General features: G+C 70.6%; 12 protein-coding genes. All 12 read right to left on the reverse strand.

Annotation, left to right across the window (positions count from 1 at the left end; all coding sequences use genetic code 11):
- Positions 1 to 177 precede the first annotated feature (177 nt).
- The gene (locus N4G66_RS27025; protein WP_261706811.1) at positions 178 to 729 is read right to left on the reverse strand and encodes a beta-class carbonic anhydrase; all 552 of its coding nucleotides are present in this window, start codon (positions 727 to 729) and stop codon (positions 178 to 180) included.
- Positions 730 to 1,052: 323 nt separating this feature from the next.
- Entirely contained in the window at positions 1,053 to 2,567 is a 1,515-nt protein-coding gene (locus N4G66_RS27030; RefSeq protein ID WP_261706812.1) for a DUF885 domain-containing protein, read from the reverse strand.
- Entirely contained in the window at positions 2,560 to 3,768 is a 1,209-nt protein-coding gene (locus N4G66_RS27035; protein WP_261706813.1) for an ATP-grasp domain-containing protein, read from the reverse strand. The genes N4G66_RS27030 and N4G66_RS27035 overlap by 8 nt, the downstream gene beginning before the upstream one ends.
- Before the next feature lie 3 nt (positions 3,769 to 3,771).
- Positions 3,772 to 5,073 (reverse strand): MFS transporter, encoded by a 1,302-nt coding sequence (locus N4G66_RS27040; RefSeq protein WP_261706814.1) that lies wholly within the window; start codon positions 5,071 to 5,073, stop codon positions 3,772 to 3,774.
- 48 nt (positions 5,074 to 5,121) lie between these two features.
- The gene (locus tag N4G66_RS27045; protein WP_261706815.1) at positions 5,122 to 5,667 is read right to left on the reverse strand and encodes a cupin domain-containing protein; all 546 of its coding nucleotides are present in this window, start codon (positions 5,665 to 5,667) and stop codon (positions 5,122 to 5,124) included.
- Positions 5,664 to 6,875: an ATP-grasp domain-containing protein gene (locus N4G66_RS27050; protein ID WP_261706816.1), complete on the reverse strand. Its 1,212-nt coding sequence runs from the start codon at positions 6,873 to 6,875 to the stop codon at positions 5,664 to 5,666. Before N4G66_RS27050 ends, N4G66_RS27045 begins: the two co-directional genes overlap by 4 nt.
- A gap of 12 nt (positions 6,876 to 6,887) precedes the next feature.
- Complete coding sequence (locus tag N4G66_RS27055) at positions 6,888 to 8,153, reverse strand: ATP-grasp domain-containing protein (protein WP_261706817.1); 1,266 nt, start codon at positions 8,151 to 8,153, stop codon at positions 6,888 to 6,890.
- A gap of 67 nt (positions 8,154 to 8,220) precedes the next feature.
- The gene (locus tag N4G66_RS27060) at positions 8,221 to 9,399 is read right to left on the reverse strand and encodes an aminotransferase class I/II-fold pyridoxal phosphate-dependent enzyme (protein WP_261706818.1); all 1,179 of its coding nucleotides are present in this window, start codon (positions 9,397 to 9,399) and stop codon (positions 8,221 to 8,223) included.
- A 3-nt stretch (positions 9,400 to 9,402) separates the two neighbouring features.
- Positions 9,403 to 10,224, reverse strand: coding sequence for a 2,3,4,5-tetrahydropyridine-2,6-dicarboxylate N-succinyltransferase (locus N4G66_RS27065; RefSeq protein WP_261706819.1), 822 nt, complete (start codon positions 10,222 to 10,224; stop codon positions 9,403 to 9,405).
- An 8-nt stretch (positions 10,225 to 10,232) separates the two neighbouring features.
- Positions 10,233 to 11,546, reverse strand: coding sequence for a diaminopimelate decarboxylase (locus tag N4G66_RS27070; RefSeq protein WP_261706820.1), 1,314 nt, complete (start codon positions 11,544 to 11,546; stop codon positions 10,233 to 10,235).
- 44 nt (positions 11,547 to 11,590) lie between these two features.
- Complete coding sequence (locus N4G66_RS27075; protein WP_261706821.1) at positions 11,591 to 12,289, reverse strand: class I SAM-dependent methyltransferase; 699 nt, start codon at positions 12,287 to 12,289, stop codon at positions 11,591 to 11,593.
- Between the two features lie 12 nt (positions 12,290 to 12,301).
- On the reverse strand, positions 12,302 to 13,684 hold the full coding sequence (locus tag N4G66_RS27080) for a hypothetical protein (protein ID WP_261706822.1): 1,383 nt from the start codon (positions 13,682 to 13,684) through the stop codon (positions 12,302 to 12,304).
- Positions 13,685 to 13,697 lie beyond the last annotated feature (13 nt).

Genomic DNA, 13,697 nt, shown 5'->3' on the forward strand with positions numbered 1-13,697 from the left:
CCACGGCAATTGCATACAGTATGCAGCTGGTCGGCAGGGTGCGCCAGAGGGCGCGAGGGTGAATCCCGGGGGCGATGACACATGCCCGCCTCCGAGCCTCACGACACGGACGCCCGGGCGGAGATGAAGCCCTCTTGCCGCGCGGACGCCCGTCCGGCGGCAAGAGGGCAGGGCGGCTCAGGCTCGCGGGTCGATCTCCCGCAGCAACCCCGTCGTGACATCGAAGACGAAGCCCCGCACATCGTCGGTGTGCGGCAGGAACGGCGACGTACGCACTCGCTGCATCGACTGCCGTACGTCCTGATCGACGTCACGGAAGGCCTCCACCGCCCAGGCCGGCCGCTGCCCGACCTCCATCTCCAGCTCGTGCCGGAAATCCTCGGTGAGACTCTGCAGACCGCAGCCGGTGTGGTGGATGAGTATGACGCTGCGGGTACCGAGTGCGCGTTGGCTGATCGTCAGGGAGCGGATCGTGTCGTCGGTCACGACGCCACCCGCGTTGCGGACGGTGTGGCAGTCGCCCAGTTCGAGACCGAGCGCGGCATGGAGGTCGATCCGGGCGTCCATGCAGGCCACGACGGCAACCCGCTGGACCGGCCGGGCATCCATGCCGGGGTCCACGAACCCGGCGGCGTAAGCGCGGTTGGCCGTCACGAGCCGGTCGATGACCGTCCCGCCGCCCGGAAGACGGTTGGCGGACTGGGCGAGACGGGGGGCTGGAGTCGACATGGTGGGCTACCTCACTCCGGTCGATATCGAAAAGACCACTCGTCACGTCGCGAACACATGATCGCAAGCACGCGGTCGCACCCGCAGACGGAACGCCGTGGACACGACCGCATCGGTGAGCATTCCCACGCGATGTCCCCTCAGGCACCCACCCGGCACCCATCGCGGACCGGAGTGCCCGGGGGCCCGGGGAGCCACGAAGGCAATACGCGTCACATTATGCATACAGTATGGAACCGGGGGCTACAGTCCGGAGGACGCACAAGCCGCTGGAGCGGTGAGCCCGGTCGGCTCGGGCGGCAGCTCCCCCGAGCCGACCGGCGTCAGGAGGCGAGGTCGCCGACCACCGCCCGTTCGATCAGGCCGATCGGGGGCATGCCGAGCCCGAGCAGGGCATCGTGGAAACGCCGGTGCGTGTAGGAGTCCCCCCAGCTCTGCCGCGCGAGTCGGCGCACCCGCCGGATCTCCAGCTTCCCCAGCGTGTAGCGGCCGTAGGTCGCCTCGACAGTGCCGCGTCCGGCCTCACCGATGGCCGCCGTACCGCGCAGGAAGGCGTCCTCCTCGAAGCGGGAGGCGGCATCCGCGACCGAGAGAGCACCGGTGTGCAGGCCGATCGAGCAGGCGAGACGGGTCACGCGCAGCAGTGCCTCGACGGCCGTCCCGATGACATAGAGCGGGTCGCCCGCCCGGAAGCACTCCTCGACGAGGAGCTCTTCGGTGTAGTGCGCCCACCCCTCGACGAACGCGGGCGACTCCAGGGAGCGGCGCACATCGCTGGTGAGCGCCCGCAGCGCGCGGCCGTGCGCGTAGTGACCGGGGGTCACCTCGTGCACGGTGATCGCGGGCAGCGAGGTACGGCTGAACACCGCGAGCCAGTCCGCGGCCTCCTCCGCCGACCACGCCGGGTCGGGGGGCACGACGTAGTACCAGCTGGGGGCGTCGGGCTCGTAGGGCGCCGACCACGACATCATCGCCTGGGCGAACGCACGCGAAGGCGGAGCGGGTCCGACCTCGCAGACCCCGCCGGGATCCCCGATCAGGTTTCTGCCGACGGTGAAGGCGGTGATCTCACCGATGAGGGCCGAGGCTTCCTTGAAGACGCCCTCGGCGGTGTCCGGGTGGTCGCGCAACAGTGCGGGCACCACGTCGGCGGGCCTTTCCCCGGGAGCATGCCGCTCGACGGCCTCCGCCAGCAGCGCGCGCAGCCTCGCGCGCTCCCGCTCCGCGGTCTCGGTCAGCTCGGTGAGGTCGAAGGCGACGCCCTCCCCCGCGCCGAGCAGCCGCAGGAACAGGTCGGATCCCAGAGCGGCCGACGGATCGCCGTCCCGCGCGGCCTTCTCCACATGGGCGGTCAGCCGCCTCACCGCCGCGAGTGCCCCCGGTTCCCGCACTCCCGACGCGAGGCCGCGGACCGCGGGCAGCGACGCGGTGGCGACCGGTGCCGACACCCGGTCGAGGGCTTCGAGCGCGTTGTCGACCGCGTCCGGCCAGAGCGCGAGGTGCCGCTCCCTGGCCCGCCGGCGCTCCTCGAAAGGCGCGTACTCGCGGTCGTAGCACGCGAGGTCCATGGCAGCGACGTGCAGGAGCGGGTCCCGGCGGTGCACCTGCACCTCGGCGAACCGGATGCGCAGGCCCTCCTCGTGGGTCTCGGTCACCGCGGCGTCGAACGCGTCGCCGGGCAACGGGCCGATGCCCAGGCGTGCGAGCGCGGCGGCCACCCCGGCGGGCGACAGGTCCTGGACCCGGGCGTCGTAGGTGTGCGCTCCGACGTACTCGCGGGCCCGTGCGAAGTCGAGGTCCAGAGCGGCGCGCACGCGCCGGTCACCAGGCTCAGCCATGCCGCGGCACCTCTCCGCCGTGCCCGGTCGTCACCACGAGGGTGCGCCGGACGTAGTCGAGTGCGCTTTCCAGTCCCGCCCGGTCCTCGGCGACGAGCACGACCTGGCCGACCCGCTCGCCCGATGAGCGGGCCGGGGCGATGACGTCGCCGGGACCGACCGTCACCTCGGCGTCCACCACACAAGGGTGGGCGAGGATGCTGTCGAACCCCTCGACCGCGGTGACCACCCCCGTGTTCCCCGTGGGCAGATAGCTCGCGGCGTACCGGACCGGACCCCGAGGCGGCTCCGGCAGCTCCATGCCGAGCGCCATCCGGACCACCATCTCGTACCAGTCCACGTCGTACGCAAGTGCGAGCAGATCCATGAGCCGGTCGCCCGGGGTGCGGACCGCGACCTCCATGACGGCGGGTCCGCGCTCGGTGAGCCTGAACTCCAGATGGACGATGCCGGTCCGCATGCCCATGGCTTCGACGACGTCCGTGCCGAGTTCGGAGACCGTCACCCGGGTGGCGTCGTCCACCTCGACCGCCGTACGGTGTTGCGTCTCCACGAAGTACGGCGGCCCCGTGGTCTCCTTCGCGGTCAGGTTGGCGAACCAGACCTTTCCGTCCCGTACCAGCGCCTCCCAGCTGAACTCCGGTCCGGTCACCGCCTGTTCGACCAGGAGCCTGCCCTCGCAGGCGCGTCGCGCCGCGGTCTCGCCGTACGCCTGGGCGTCCTGGACGAGCTCGACCCCCGCGCTGCCCGCGGAGGACAGCGGCTTGACGACCACGGGGAAGTGCTCCGCGGCCCAGGCGCCGACGTCGCCGAGCCGTTCGGTCACCAGATAGCCGGGCTGGCCTATGCCCGCGGCCGCGAACCGGGCCCGCTGGAGCGCCTTGTTGCGCGACAGCGACGCCGCCCTCAACGAGGGTCCCGGCAGCCCCAGTTCGTCCTGGATCAGTGCGGCGGCCAGCACATGCGGCTCGCTGAAGGCCACCACCCCGTCCGGCCTGGCGGTACGTACGGCCGCGCTCGCGGCTTCGGCCCACAGTTCGTCCGAACCGCCGCGGCACACGGTGATGTCGTCGACCTCACCGGCGAGCGACTCCGCCCGCTCGGCCGTCTCCACGGCGTGCACCAGGACACCGAGCCGCCGGGCCGCAGCGGCGTAGGGCCGTCCCGTAAGTCCCACTCCGACCAGCAACAGCCTCTGCATGGATCAACTCTCCTGTGATTGCTTCATCGCGACGCCCGGCGCCGGCTTCCCGGGCGTCGATTCGTCCGCGATGGTGGTGGTCAGAATCCGTCCCGCCCGGCCCGCGATCACCACGACCGCGAGACCGGTGAGGACGAAGCAGGCGGCCAGGCCGGCCCAGCCCACGTCGCCGGTTCCGATCACCGACCAGGTGAGCAGCGCGGGTCCCGCGGCGGAGATGCCGCTGGTGCCGAGTTCGTAGACCGACAGGTAGTACCCGCGCTGGTCCTCCGGGGCCAGCGCGTAGGACAGCCGCCACGCGCCGACCGACTGCCAGATCTCACCCAGCGTCAGGGCGACGGTCGCGGCCACGATCAGGACGGTCGCCCACACCGGTCCGGTGCGGGCGCTCAAGGCCAGCAGCAGGCAGCACCCGGCCAGGCACCACCCCGACCACTGCTGGCGCCTGGCGGCGCTCGGCAGGTCGGAGGAGCCACCGCTCAGCCGGACCTGAAGCACGATGACCAGGACCGTGTTGAGTACGACGACGGCTCCCACCACGACGGAAGGGGCCTCGGTCTTGGTCACGACCCACAGGGGAAGCGCCACCGTGAGCAGGATGGAGTGCAGGAAAAGCACTCCATTGAGACCTGCGAGCGCCAGGAACAAGGGGTTGTGCACCTTCATGACGGACTTGCCGGCGCGCTGACGGCCGGTCGTCGCGTTCGCCGCCGCGGGCAGCCGGGACAACAGGACCGCGGCCGCGAAGAACGTCGCCGCGTCCGCGAACACGAGACCGGCGAAGGCCGTCGCGCTGTTCGCCACCAACGCCACGGAAGCGAGCACCGCACCCAGGCTGAAGCCGACGTTGCGGACGGAGGCGATCACCGCCATGGTCCGCACCCGTGTCTGCTCCCCCTCAACGGCGCCGACGATGCCCTGGACGATCGGGCCTCCGCCCCACTCCGCTATGCCGATGAGGAATGCCACCACGAAGAAGACCCCGGGCTCGCGGGCGAAGGGGTAGACGACGAAGCACACCCCCCGCCACGAATACAGGACCACGATGGCGCGTTTGCCACCGATCCGGTCGGCCAGCCGGCCCACCGGGACCATGCCGAGGAATCCGGCGAGACCGGCGAGGGTCAGCCCCAGACCGATCTGGACGGTGGACAGTCCCAGCACCCGGGTGAAGAACAGGGCTGAGCCCGCGATGAACAGACCTGTGCCGACGGAGTCGACGAACGACGCCGCGATGAGCCGCCGGGCGCTGTGTCCGGCGGGCAGCCACGACCGGAAGCGGGCTCCGAGGTTCCTACTGTTCATGTCGTTGCTCTGCTTCCTCCGCACGGCGTGCGGACGGCCGGGCGGCGGTCAGGAGTCACGGACGGCGCCGATGCCCACGAAGCACATGAGGGCCGTTCTGTCGCCGCGGTTGTGCCAGGCGTGGCGGGTTCCCAGCTGGACGACGCAGGTTCCCGGGGTCACCAGGACCTCGTGGCCGTCGTCCAGTTCCAGGTGCAGCTCGCCTTCCAGGCAGACGGCGTAGTCGAGCGTGTCGGTGGTGTGCATCCCGGTGTCGCCGGGCTCGAACACCTCTCTCAGACCGGGGAGTTTCTCGTCGAGCTCGGCGACCAGCTCGACGGGATCACCGACCGGACCGAAAGCGGTGGACTCGGGCTCGTACCGTGCGAAGAGCAGGCGTGTACCACCGCTGCCCGCGAAGAAGGGCAGGGTCCTGGGCTGCCGGGGTCCGGTGCCGACGGTGGCGCCGCCGTCCTCTGTGCCCCAGAGCAGAAAGAACTCCGAGCCCGGATAGGCGCCCACGGTGATCGGCGGGACGGTTTCGTCGGTGAGGACCGCGGAAACGCCTTCAGTGGTACGGGCGGCGACCACGAGGCGGGGCTGGAGATTCGTCACGGTCCCTCCGCCGGTGCCACGGTCACCGAGGCGAAGAAGTCGGTGAGGAACCGTTCCAGTACGGGTGCGGGCGCGGGCCCGACGACACCGGCGATCGGCACGTCGGTGTCCGCGTACGTGATGACGTCCTTGACCGGCTCGTCGGCTCCCCGCTGGAGCCAGCGCAGGACCACGGGATCGTCCCGGAAAGCCTTCTCGCCCTCGATACGGCAGTACCGCGAGCCAAGGGTGTGCCCCGGTACCGCGAACCAGCCGTACCGCTCGTCCGGACCCGCGACCCGTACGGGGGGACGCTCGCCCGGCCCCTCCACCATCAGCCGGACCTGGGCGGACGGCATGTGCACCCCGGTGGCCAGCTCGAAGGTGTCGACCACGTCCGCACCGCCGACCCGTGCCCCCACTTCGAGGAAGGCGAGACCTTCGGGGGTCTCGAACGCCTCCAGGTGGAAGGGGCCGTCGTCGATGCCGACCGCACGCAGACAGTCGAGGGTCCAGTCGACGGTCTCCGGCACCGTGTCGATCTGCACGGAACCCAGCGGTCTGCCCTGCGCGTACTCCAGGCAGGTACCGACGTACCGGCTCGTCTGGACGGCGACGGGCTCACCCGCCGCCAGCAGTCCGTCGACGTGGATGACGGGCCCCTCGACGAACTCCTCGATCTCGAATTCGTCGAGGTCTCCCGGCAGACCGCCGTCACGCGCCGCCGCCAGCGCGTCGGCCACCGTCCGGTACGCCGAGACTCCCTCGCTGGACGCGCCGCGGAGCGGCTTGAGGATGGTGCGGCCGCTCCAGGGCAGCGCGGTGGCGTCCTCGGCCAGTGCCTTCGTCAGCGGGGCGCAGTGAGGAGTCCGCAGTCCGGCAGCCGCGACCGCCGCCTTCATGACGAGCTTGTCCCGGGCCGGCATCACGTCGGCGACCTTCGGTCCCGCGACTCCCAGTGCCTCGCGCACCTCGGCCGCCGCGAGCAGGTCGTACTCGGACAGCGTGACGACGAGGTCCGGCTTCGGGATACCGGCGACCGCCGCGAGCACCTCGGCCGCGGTGTCGCCGGTGCCGGGACGTTCGATCCGGCGGGCCGGCACTCCCTCGGGGAGGGTGGCCAGCCGGTCGGGGGCACTCACATAGGTGACCTCGTGCGCCGTGTGGTCGATGGTCTCGGCGAAGTGCACGAACGAGTCCGGTATGCGGTGCATGACGAGAATGTGCATGAACAACCTTTCCTACTCGGCGGATTCACGGTCGGCCGAGGGCTCACCGACGGACAGCCGGAGCGCGTTCTGCGCCCGGTCGAGAGCGGCTTCGCAGGCCTCGGCGGTCGGGGCCACCGCCGTCGCCAGCGCGATCCGCCCGTCGATCAGGCCCTTGCGAGGCGGGGAGACCACCTCTCCGCGGCCGACCAGCGGCTCCAGTCGGTCGATCTCCTCGGGCAGCCCGGCCCGGTCGAAGTCCACCGACTCGATCACCGTGTCGTTCCGCTGCGGGTAGAAGAACCGCACCCCGGCGAAGGCGGCTTCCGACGGAGCCGTCACCGGGGGCGTGCCGCAGGCCACATCGGCCGCGGCCAGACCGGGATCCACGCCGGAGGCGCGCATACCGAGGTACGGGATGAGGTCGCCGCCCAGCCGCCCGTTGACCTCGATCAGCTTCGGGCCGTCCGGGGTCAGCTTGAGTTCTGTGTGCGTCCACCCGTCCGTGACGCCGAGAGCCAGGTGAATGCCGGTCAGCGTGCGCAGCAGGTCCGGGTCCGACAGCAGGGGGTCGGCGCCGCTCACCCGGTGCCCGGTCTCCTCGAAGTACGGCGGGAAGCCGACCTCCTTGCGGCCCACGAAGACCGGAGCGACCCGGCCCTCGAACACGACCGAGTCGACGCTGATCTCCGGCCCCGCCAGGTACTCCTCGACCAGGACCACCCGGTCGAAGTCGGGCGTGTGCGGGACCGGGACGTCACGCGTGGCACTGAACTGGTCGGCCAGTTCGGCGGCGTCCCGCACGAGGACGACCCCTTGACTGCCGCCTGCGGCACGGGGCTTGATCACCACGGGATAGCCGAGCCGGTCCGCCGCTGCCAGCGCCTCCTGGAGATCCCCCACGAGTTCGAACGCCGGCTGGGGGAGCTTCTCGGCCTCCAGCGCGGTCCGGGTCGCGAACTTGTCCCGGCAGCGGTGCACCGCCGCGGCCCTGGTGCCCGGCAGCCCGAGTTCTTCGGCGACCAGGGCCGCCTGCACGATGTGCTCCTCGTGCCAGCTCATCACCCCGGACACCGGCTGCTGGGCGGCGATCCGCCGGGCGGCGGCCAGGACGGACTGCGCGCCCGTGTCCGGCACCACCGTGCTGCCCGCCAGATGGGGGAGCTCCCAGCCGGGCGCGACGGAATCGATGAGGTGGACGCGGTATCGGGTGGCTATCGAACGCAGCAAGTACTCGCGGTAGCGCTGGAGTCCGCTGGTGATCACCAGCAGCAGCGGCTTCTCCTCGGGGCGCGTCATGGGGAGGTGTCCTTGGGGTCGAGGATGGATGGTCGGTCCGTGTCGCCGGTACGACGACGAGCCCCGCTCAGGGGGCACCTGCGGCCATGACGCGGCGAAGGCGTTCCAACGCCTCGCGCATCAGGGGCTGTTCGTGAACGAGGGCGATCCGAAGGCGGCCCGTGCCCGGGTGGACTCCGTCGCTCCCCGCGACCCCGAGGTAGCGGCCCGGCATGACCGAGAGGGCACTCTCGCGCCACAGGTGACGGGCCGTGGCCTCGTCGTCCTCCACCGGCAGCCAGAGGAAGAATCCTGCCTCGGCCCGGTGGTAGCCGGGGACTTCGGCCAACTGCGCGTCCGCGAGGTCCCAGTTCCCGGCCAACGCCCGCCGTGTCCGCAGCACATGGGCCTCGTCCCGCCACAGCTGCGCCGCCACGGCACAGACCGGCAGGGGGGTCGACACCCCGCACACCCGGTTGTAGTACGCGTAGTCGGAGACGGTCTGCGGGTCGCCGGCCGCGAATCCGCTGCGCAGTCCCGGCGCACCGGAGCGCTTGGACAGACTGTGGAGTACGAGGAAGCGCCCCGGCTCCACCGCCCTCCGCTCCACGAGGGAGAGATAGCCGGGCGGAGCGGCCCCGAGGAACAGATCCGTGTAGCACTCGTCGACGATCAGGAGGGCCCCGGACGCGGCCGCGGTCTTCGCCACGTCCTGGAGGAAGGACTCCGGGAGAATCTCGCCGCCCGGGTTGCCCGGATTGCACACGAGGATCGCGGCGACGGGGGCGCCCGCCGCGGCGACGGCATCCCGGACGTGTCCCGGATCCTTGCCGTCGAGGCCGTAGTACACGGGCCGGGCGCCCGCCGCCACGGCGGCGGCGTGGTACGTCGGATAGAAGGGGTTCGGCATGACCACCGCCGCCTCACCGCCGCCCCGGACCTGCCGCACGGCGCGGTCCACGGCGACGGTCACGGCCTGCTTGGTCCCCGGAGTGGGTTCGACCACGAGGTCTCCGCCCGACAGGATCTCCCGTACACCGAAACGGCGTTCGAGCCACCCGGCGTACGCCGTCCGCAGCTCGGCGGTACCCCCGAGCTGCGGATAGCGGGTCCACCCCTCGGCGGCGGCCAGGGGCGCGACATCGACCGCCATGGCCTCCAGCCGGGACTCGCCCAGGTGGAGCTGGATCGGGTCGAGCCCCGGCGGCGTGGGAATGCCGAGCTGCAGGTCACGCAACCGTGCGAAGGCGCTGCGGACAAGGTTCATCGCTCAGTCCCGCACCAGATCGTTCAGCGCGGTCTTGCCCCGGGTCCGCTCGTCCGCGTACTTCACGATCACCGCGGCGTAGGTCGAGATCTCCGGCCGCCGGGGGTCGGTGCGCGCGCCTGCGACGACCACCGCGTCCTCCGGCACCTCGCCCCGGAGCACCTCGCCTGTCGCCCGGTCGACGATGGGCGTGGACGCTCCCAGGTACACGCCCATGCCGATCACGGCTCCCCGGCGGACCCGGACGCCTTCCGCGACCTCGCTGCGCGCGCCGATGAACACGTCGTCCTCGATGACGACGGGGTTGTCGCCGATGGGTTCGAGCACGCCGCCGATGCCCGCGCCTCCGGAAATGTGGCAGCGCTCTCCGATCTGCGCGCAGGAGCCGACGGTGGCCCAGGTGTCGATCATGGTGCCCGCGCCGACGTAGGCACCGATGTTCACGAAGGACGGCATGAGTACGACCCCGGGTGCGACATACGCACCGTGCCGGACGACGGCCCCCGGAACCACCCTGATCCGGGACTTCTCGAAGTCGGACTCCTGCCATGCCTCGAACTTCAGAGGCACCTTGTCGAAGCTCTTGGGCCGGCCTGTACCGGAGTCCGCCAGGGCGTTCCGCTGCGCGGGGAAGGAGAGGAGGATCAGCTTCTTGACGAAGGTGTCGGCGGCCCAGTGCCCGTCCACCGGGTTCGCGGCCCTCAGCTCACCCCGGTCGAGGGCGGTGAGGCCCGCCTCGATGTGCGGTGCGAGCTCCGCGAGATCCGCGCCCGTCAGTTCGCCACGGCGTTCGAAGGCGCTCTCGATCAGTGCTCTGGAATCCATGCTGCCGCTCACCCCTGTGCTCCATGTTCTGTCCGTGCCGCTTGCACGTGCTGTGCGGCCGGCGCCGCGGAAGGGCCCGTCGCCGCGCTCAGGACCGGTACCGGCTGGGGCCGCACCGTGGCGAGGTAGTCGTCGAAGCTCTCGGCCCGGCGGATCTCGACGACGTCGCCGTCCGTGGTCAGCAGGAGCTCCGCCGGCCTCAGCCGCCCGTTGTAGTTGAAGCCCATCGCATGGCCGTGGGCCCCGGTGTCGTGGACGATCGCGATGTCCCCGTCCCGGGGGTCGGGGAGTTCCCTGTCGACCGCGAATTTGTCCATGTTCTCGCAGAGCGCGCCGACCACGTCGAACCGCGATTCGGGGCGTTCGCCCGCGAAGGGGAGGCTCAGGTGGTGGTAGGCCCCGTAGAAGCCGGGGCGCATCAGCGCGGACATCGAGGCGTCCACACCGACGATCTCCCGGCCCTTGCTGCAGCGATTGATCACGCTGGTCACCAGCACGCCGTGCGGCCCTGTGACATAGCGCCCGCACTCCATCACGATCCGGGGACTCGACCGCCGGAAGCAGCGGCGGCGCGCCGCGAGGATCGCGTCCGCGTAGACCTTGAAGTCGAGCGCCTGGTCCTGCGGGCGGTAGGGGATGCCCAGGCCGCCGCCCACGTTGACGTATTCGAGCTCGATACCGGCCGACTCCGCGACCCTGGCGCCGAGTTCGATCACGTCCACCGCGGCCCGGACTGCCCGGTCCACGTCCAGCTCGTTGGCGCTGATCATGCCGTGGATACCGAAGCGGGTGGCGCCGCGCCGCTTCGCCTCTCGGTAGGCGTCGGCCAGTTCGGGGACCGGCACCCCGAACTTGGTCGCGGCCGCGTCACCCATGAGACGCGAGCCCGCGGCGAGACCGTGCGGCGAGACCCGGAAGGCGACCGTCTCCGGCAGGGTGTCGGCCTTGTCGAGGAACGAGCGGTCGTCGAAGGTGACGAGCGCCCCGGTCTTGAGCGCGAACTCGTACTCCGCCACCGCGGTGTTGTTGGAGGTGAACACCACGTCGCCGGCCTGCGCACCGACGCTCTGCGCCAGCTCCAACTCGACCGGCGAGGCGCAGTCGAGCCCGCTCCCCTCGGCCAGCAGCAACGACAGGATGTGCGGGTTCGGCAGTGCCTTGACCGCGAAGTACTGGCGGTAGGGCTCCCCTTCGAAGGCCGCCGCCATGGAGCGGTGGGTGTCGACGATGCCGCGGGCGTCGTAGATGTGGAAAGGAGTGCCGTAACCTGCCACGATCTCCTTGAGCAGCGGTAGCAGACGCCGCGAGAACCCATCCGGCATGGGCAAGGTGGTTCCCCCTCTGGTGTGGGACGGGTGACCCGTCCTTACGGAACGCGCACGATGCAGATCGTGCGGTTGCGCATACCGCTGATGGGCCGCATGTACGGGAAGTAGTAGCTCTCCACCGTCACGTATCCCAGGTCCGAGAGTCGCGCCTGGAGGTAGTCCTTGGAGATGAACCAGAAGTCCTCCACCCGCTCGTGCGGGGCGAACGCCACCTGGGGGTCCTGGGGCGCGTCGTTGGAGAACACCAGGACGGTGCCGGACTTCAGGCGGAGGTCCGCCAGTTTGGCCAGCGCGGGGGCCATCTCCTTCTCGCTGTCGAAGAGGTGGCCGAGGAAGCCGTCCGCGTAGATGACGTCGGCGCCGGCGACGTTCGAGGGGAGCAGTTTGTAATAGTCGGCGGCGAACGCGTCGACGCCCTTCTGCCGGGCCAGTTCGACGGCCTCCTCGTTGAAGTCGATACCCCGGACCACCCGGTTGAGGCCGGCGATCACTCCCTCCACCGCCGCGTTGCCGCAGCCGATCGAGAAGACACTCGCTCCGTCCTCCGTCAGGGAAAGCAGCTTGAGCGCCATGTGCGAGCGGTACTCGGGCACGTAAGTGGACGGGGTGATCGAGTCGTTGAAGGCTCCGCCCTTCTCCCATATGGCGTAGATGCTCGCCTCGTCCTCGCCCACGGGGCGCTGCGCCGTGTAGTAGTCACGGACCCGGCCGAGGTCCTGCTGCGTCTCAGCGATCATCGTGTTCCTCTTTCAGGCAACCGGGTTGGCGGCGGCGTAGACGTGCTCTTGGGTGTATTCGACGGACTTGAGGGGGGTCCGGCCGAGCTCCTCGACCAGGGCCGCCAGCGGAGCGGCCGTCGACGGTCCGAAGGACCGGTGCAGACGGACGGCCCTCCCGGCCTCTCCGGCGAGCAGGGTGTCGGCCAGGACGCGGGCCAGCGAGCGCAGACCCGCCAGGACGGTGGAGGAGTCACCCACGAGGCGAAGTCCGTTCTCCCGGCTCACCTCAAGGGCCCCCAGCTGAGCGAAGTAGGAGAGCTGGAGGAACATGCCGTCGCTGTCGGGGAAGTGGCCGAGGCCGCGGTCGAGATACCGCAGGCACTCCGCCAGGTAGTACGCGATGCAGTCCGCGGGGTCGATGCCGAGGCGCGGCGCCCACACGTCGGCGAGGATCAGGATGCCGAAGACGTCGGCCGCGACCTCCTGGAGGACCACCGAGGCCCAGCGGTCGGACGCGTTCAGTTCCTTGAAGTCGGTGGCCGGCCGGTGGACGAAGTGGCCCAGTTCGTGACTGAGGACGCCCAGGGTGGGAATGGCCGCGAAGCGCGGGTCGGCCGGGTCGAGTTGTGCGTCGGCCGTGAGGAACTTCGCCGCCAGGGGCGCCGAGATGTTCTCCAGCAGCGCCCTGTGGGTGTTGCCGAAGTAGTAGGTCTTCTTGAAGGGCGAGTACTTCACGCCCTCGTCCTCGGGGAGGAAGTAGGCGATGTGCTTGGGATGGAGGTTGCCCTCACCCGCCATGAAGAACAACTCGGCCACCCCGAAGGCCGGCAGATCGCCGATCCGCAGGTCGGCGTGGAGCCTCCTCAGATAGGCGGCCGCCTCGTCCTTCTCCGCCAGGGCTCGTGCGACCAGAAGCCGGCCCTCCTCGACACCCCGGCACCCGAACGCAGTCGGCAGCCCTCTGGTCTCCTTGCCGTACCAGGTGGAGACCTGACCGGCGACAACGGTGAACTCCTCCTCCAGGGAGGCGAGTTCCTGAAGGATGGTGTCGTCGTAGCCGTCCTGGACGGCGTTCGCGCGGAGCTCGATCGCCCGCCGGTCGGCCTTGCCCGGCAGATGCTTCCCGAGGTCGCGCATGGCCTCGGCGACCGGCAGCGGGTCGTTGAAGCGGCGGCGGGCGGGAATGCCGATCTCCTTCACCCGCAGCCACTCGGCCTCGACGGCCGACTTCAGGACCGCCAGGCTCTGACGGAATCCGTCCCCGAGGCGGGGGGCTGCGTCGGCGAGGTCCAGGCAGCTCAGTGTGTAGGAGTCGGCCGGCGGCCAGAAAGCGCTGCGGTGCGCGCGGTACGAGCCGGTCCTGCCGAGGTTGTGTTCGTAGTCGAAGCGATCGGCCGTGCGCTCTTCGGGCATTGAATTCCCCATT

This window comes from Streptomyces rhizosphaerihabitans (genome assembly GCF_025399795.1).
In the GTDB taxonomy this organism is placed as follows: domain Bacteria; phylum Actinomycetota; class Actinomycetes; order Streptomycetales; family Streptomycetaceae; genus Streptomyces; species Streptomyces rhizosphaerihabitans.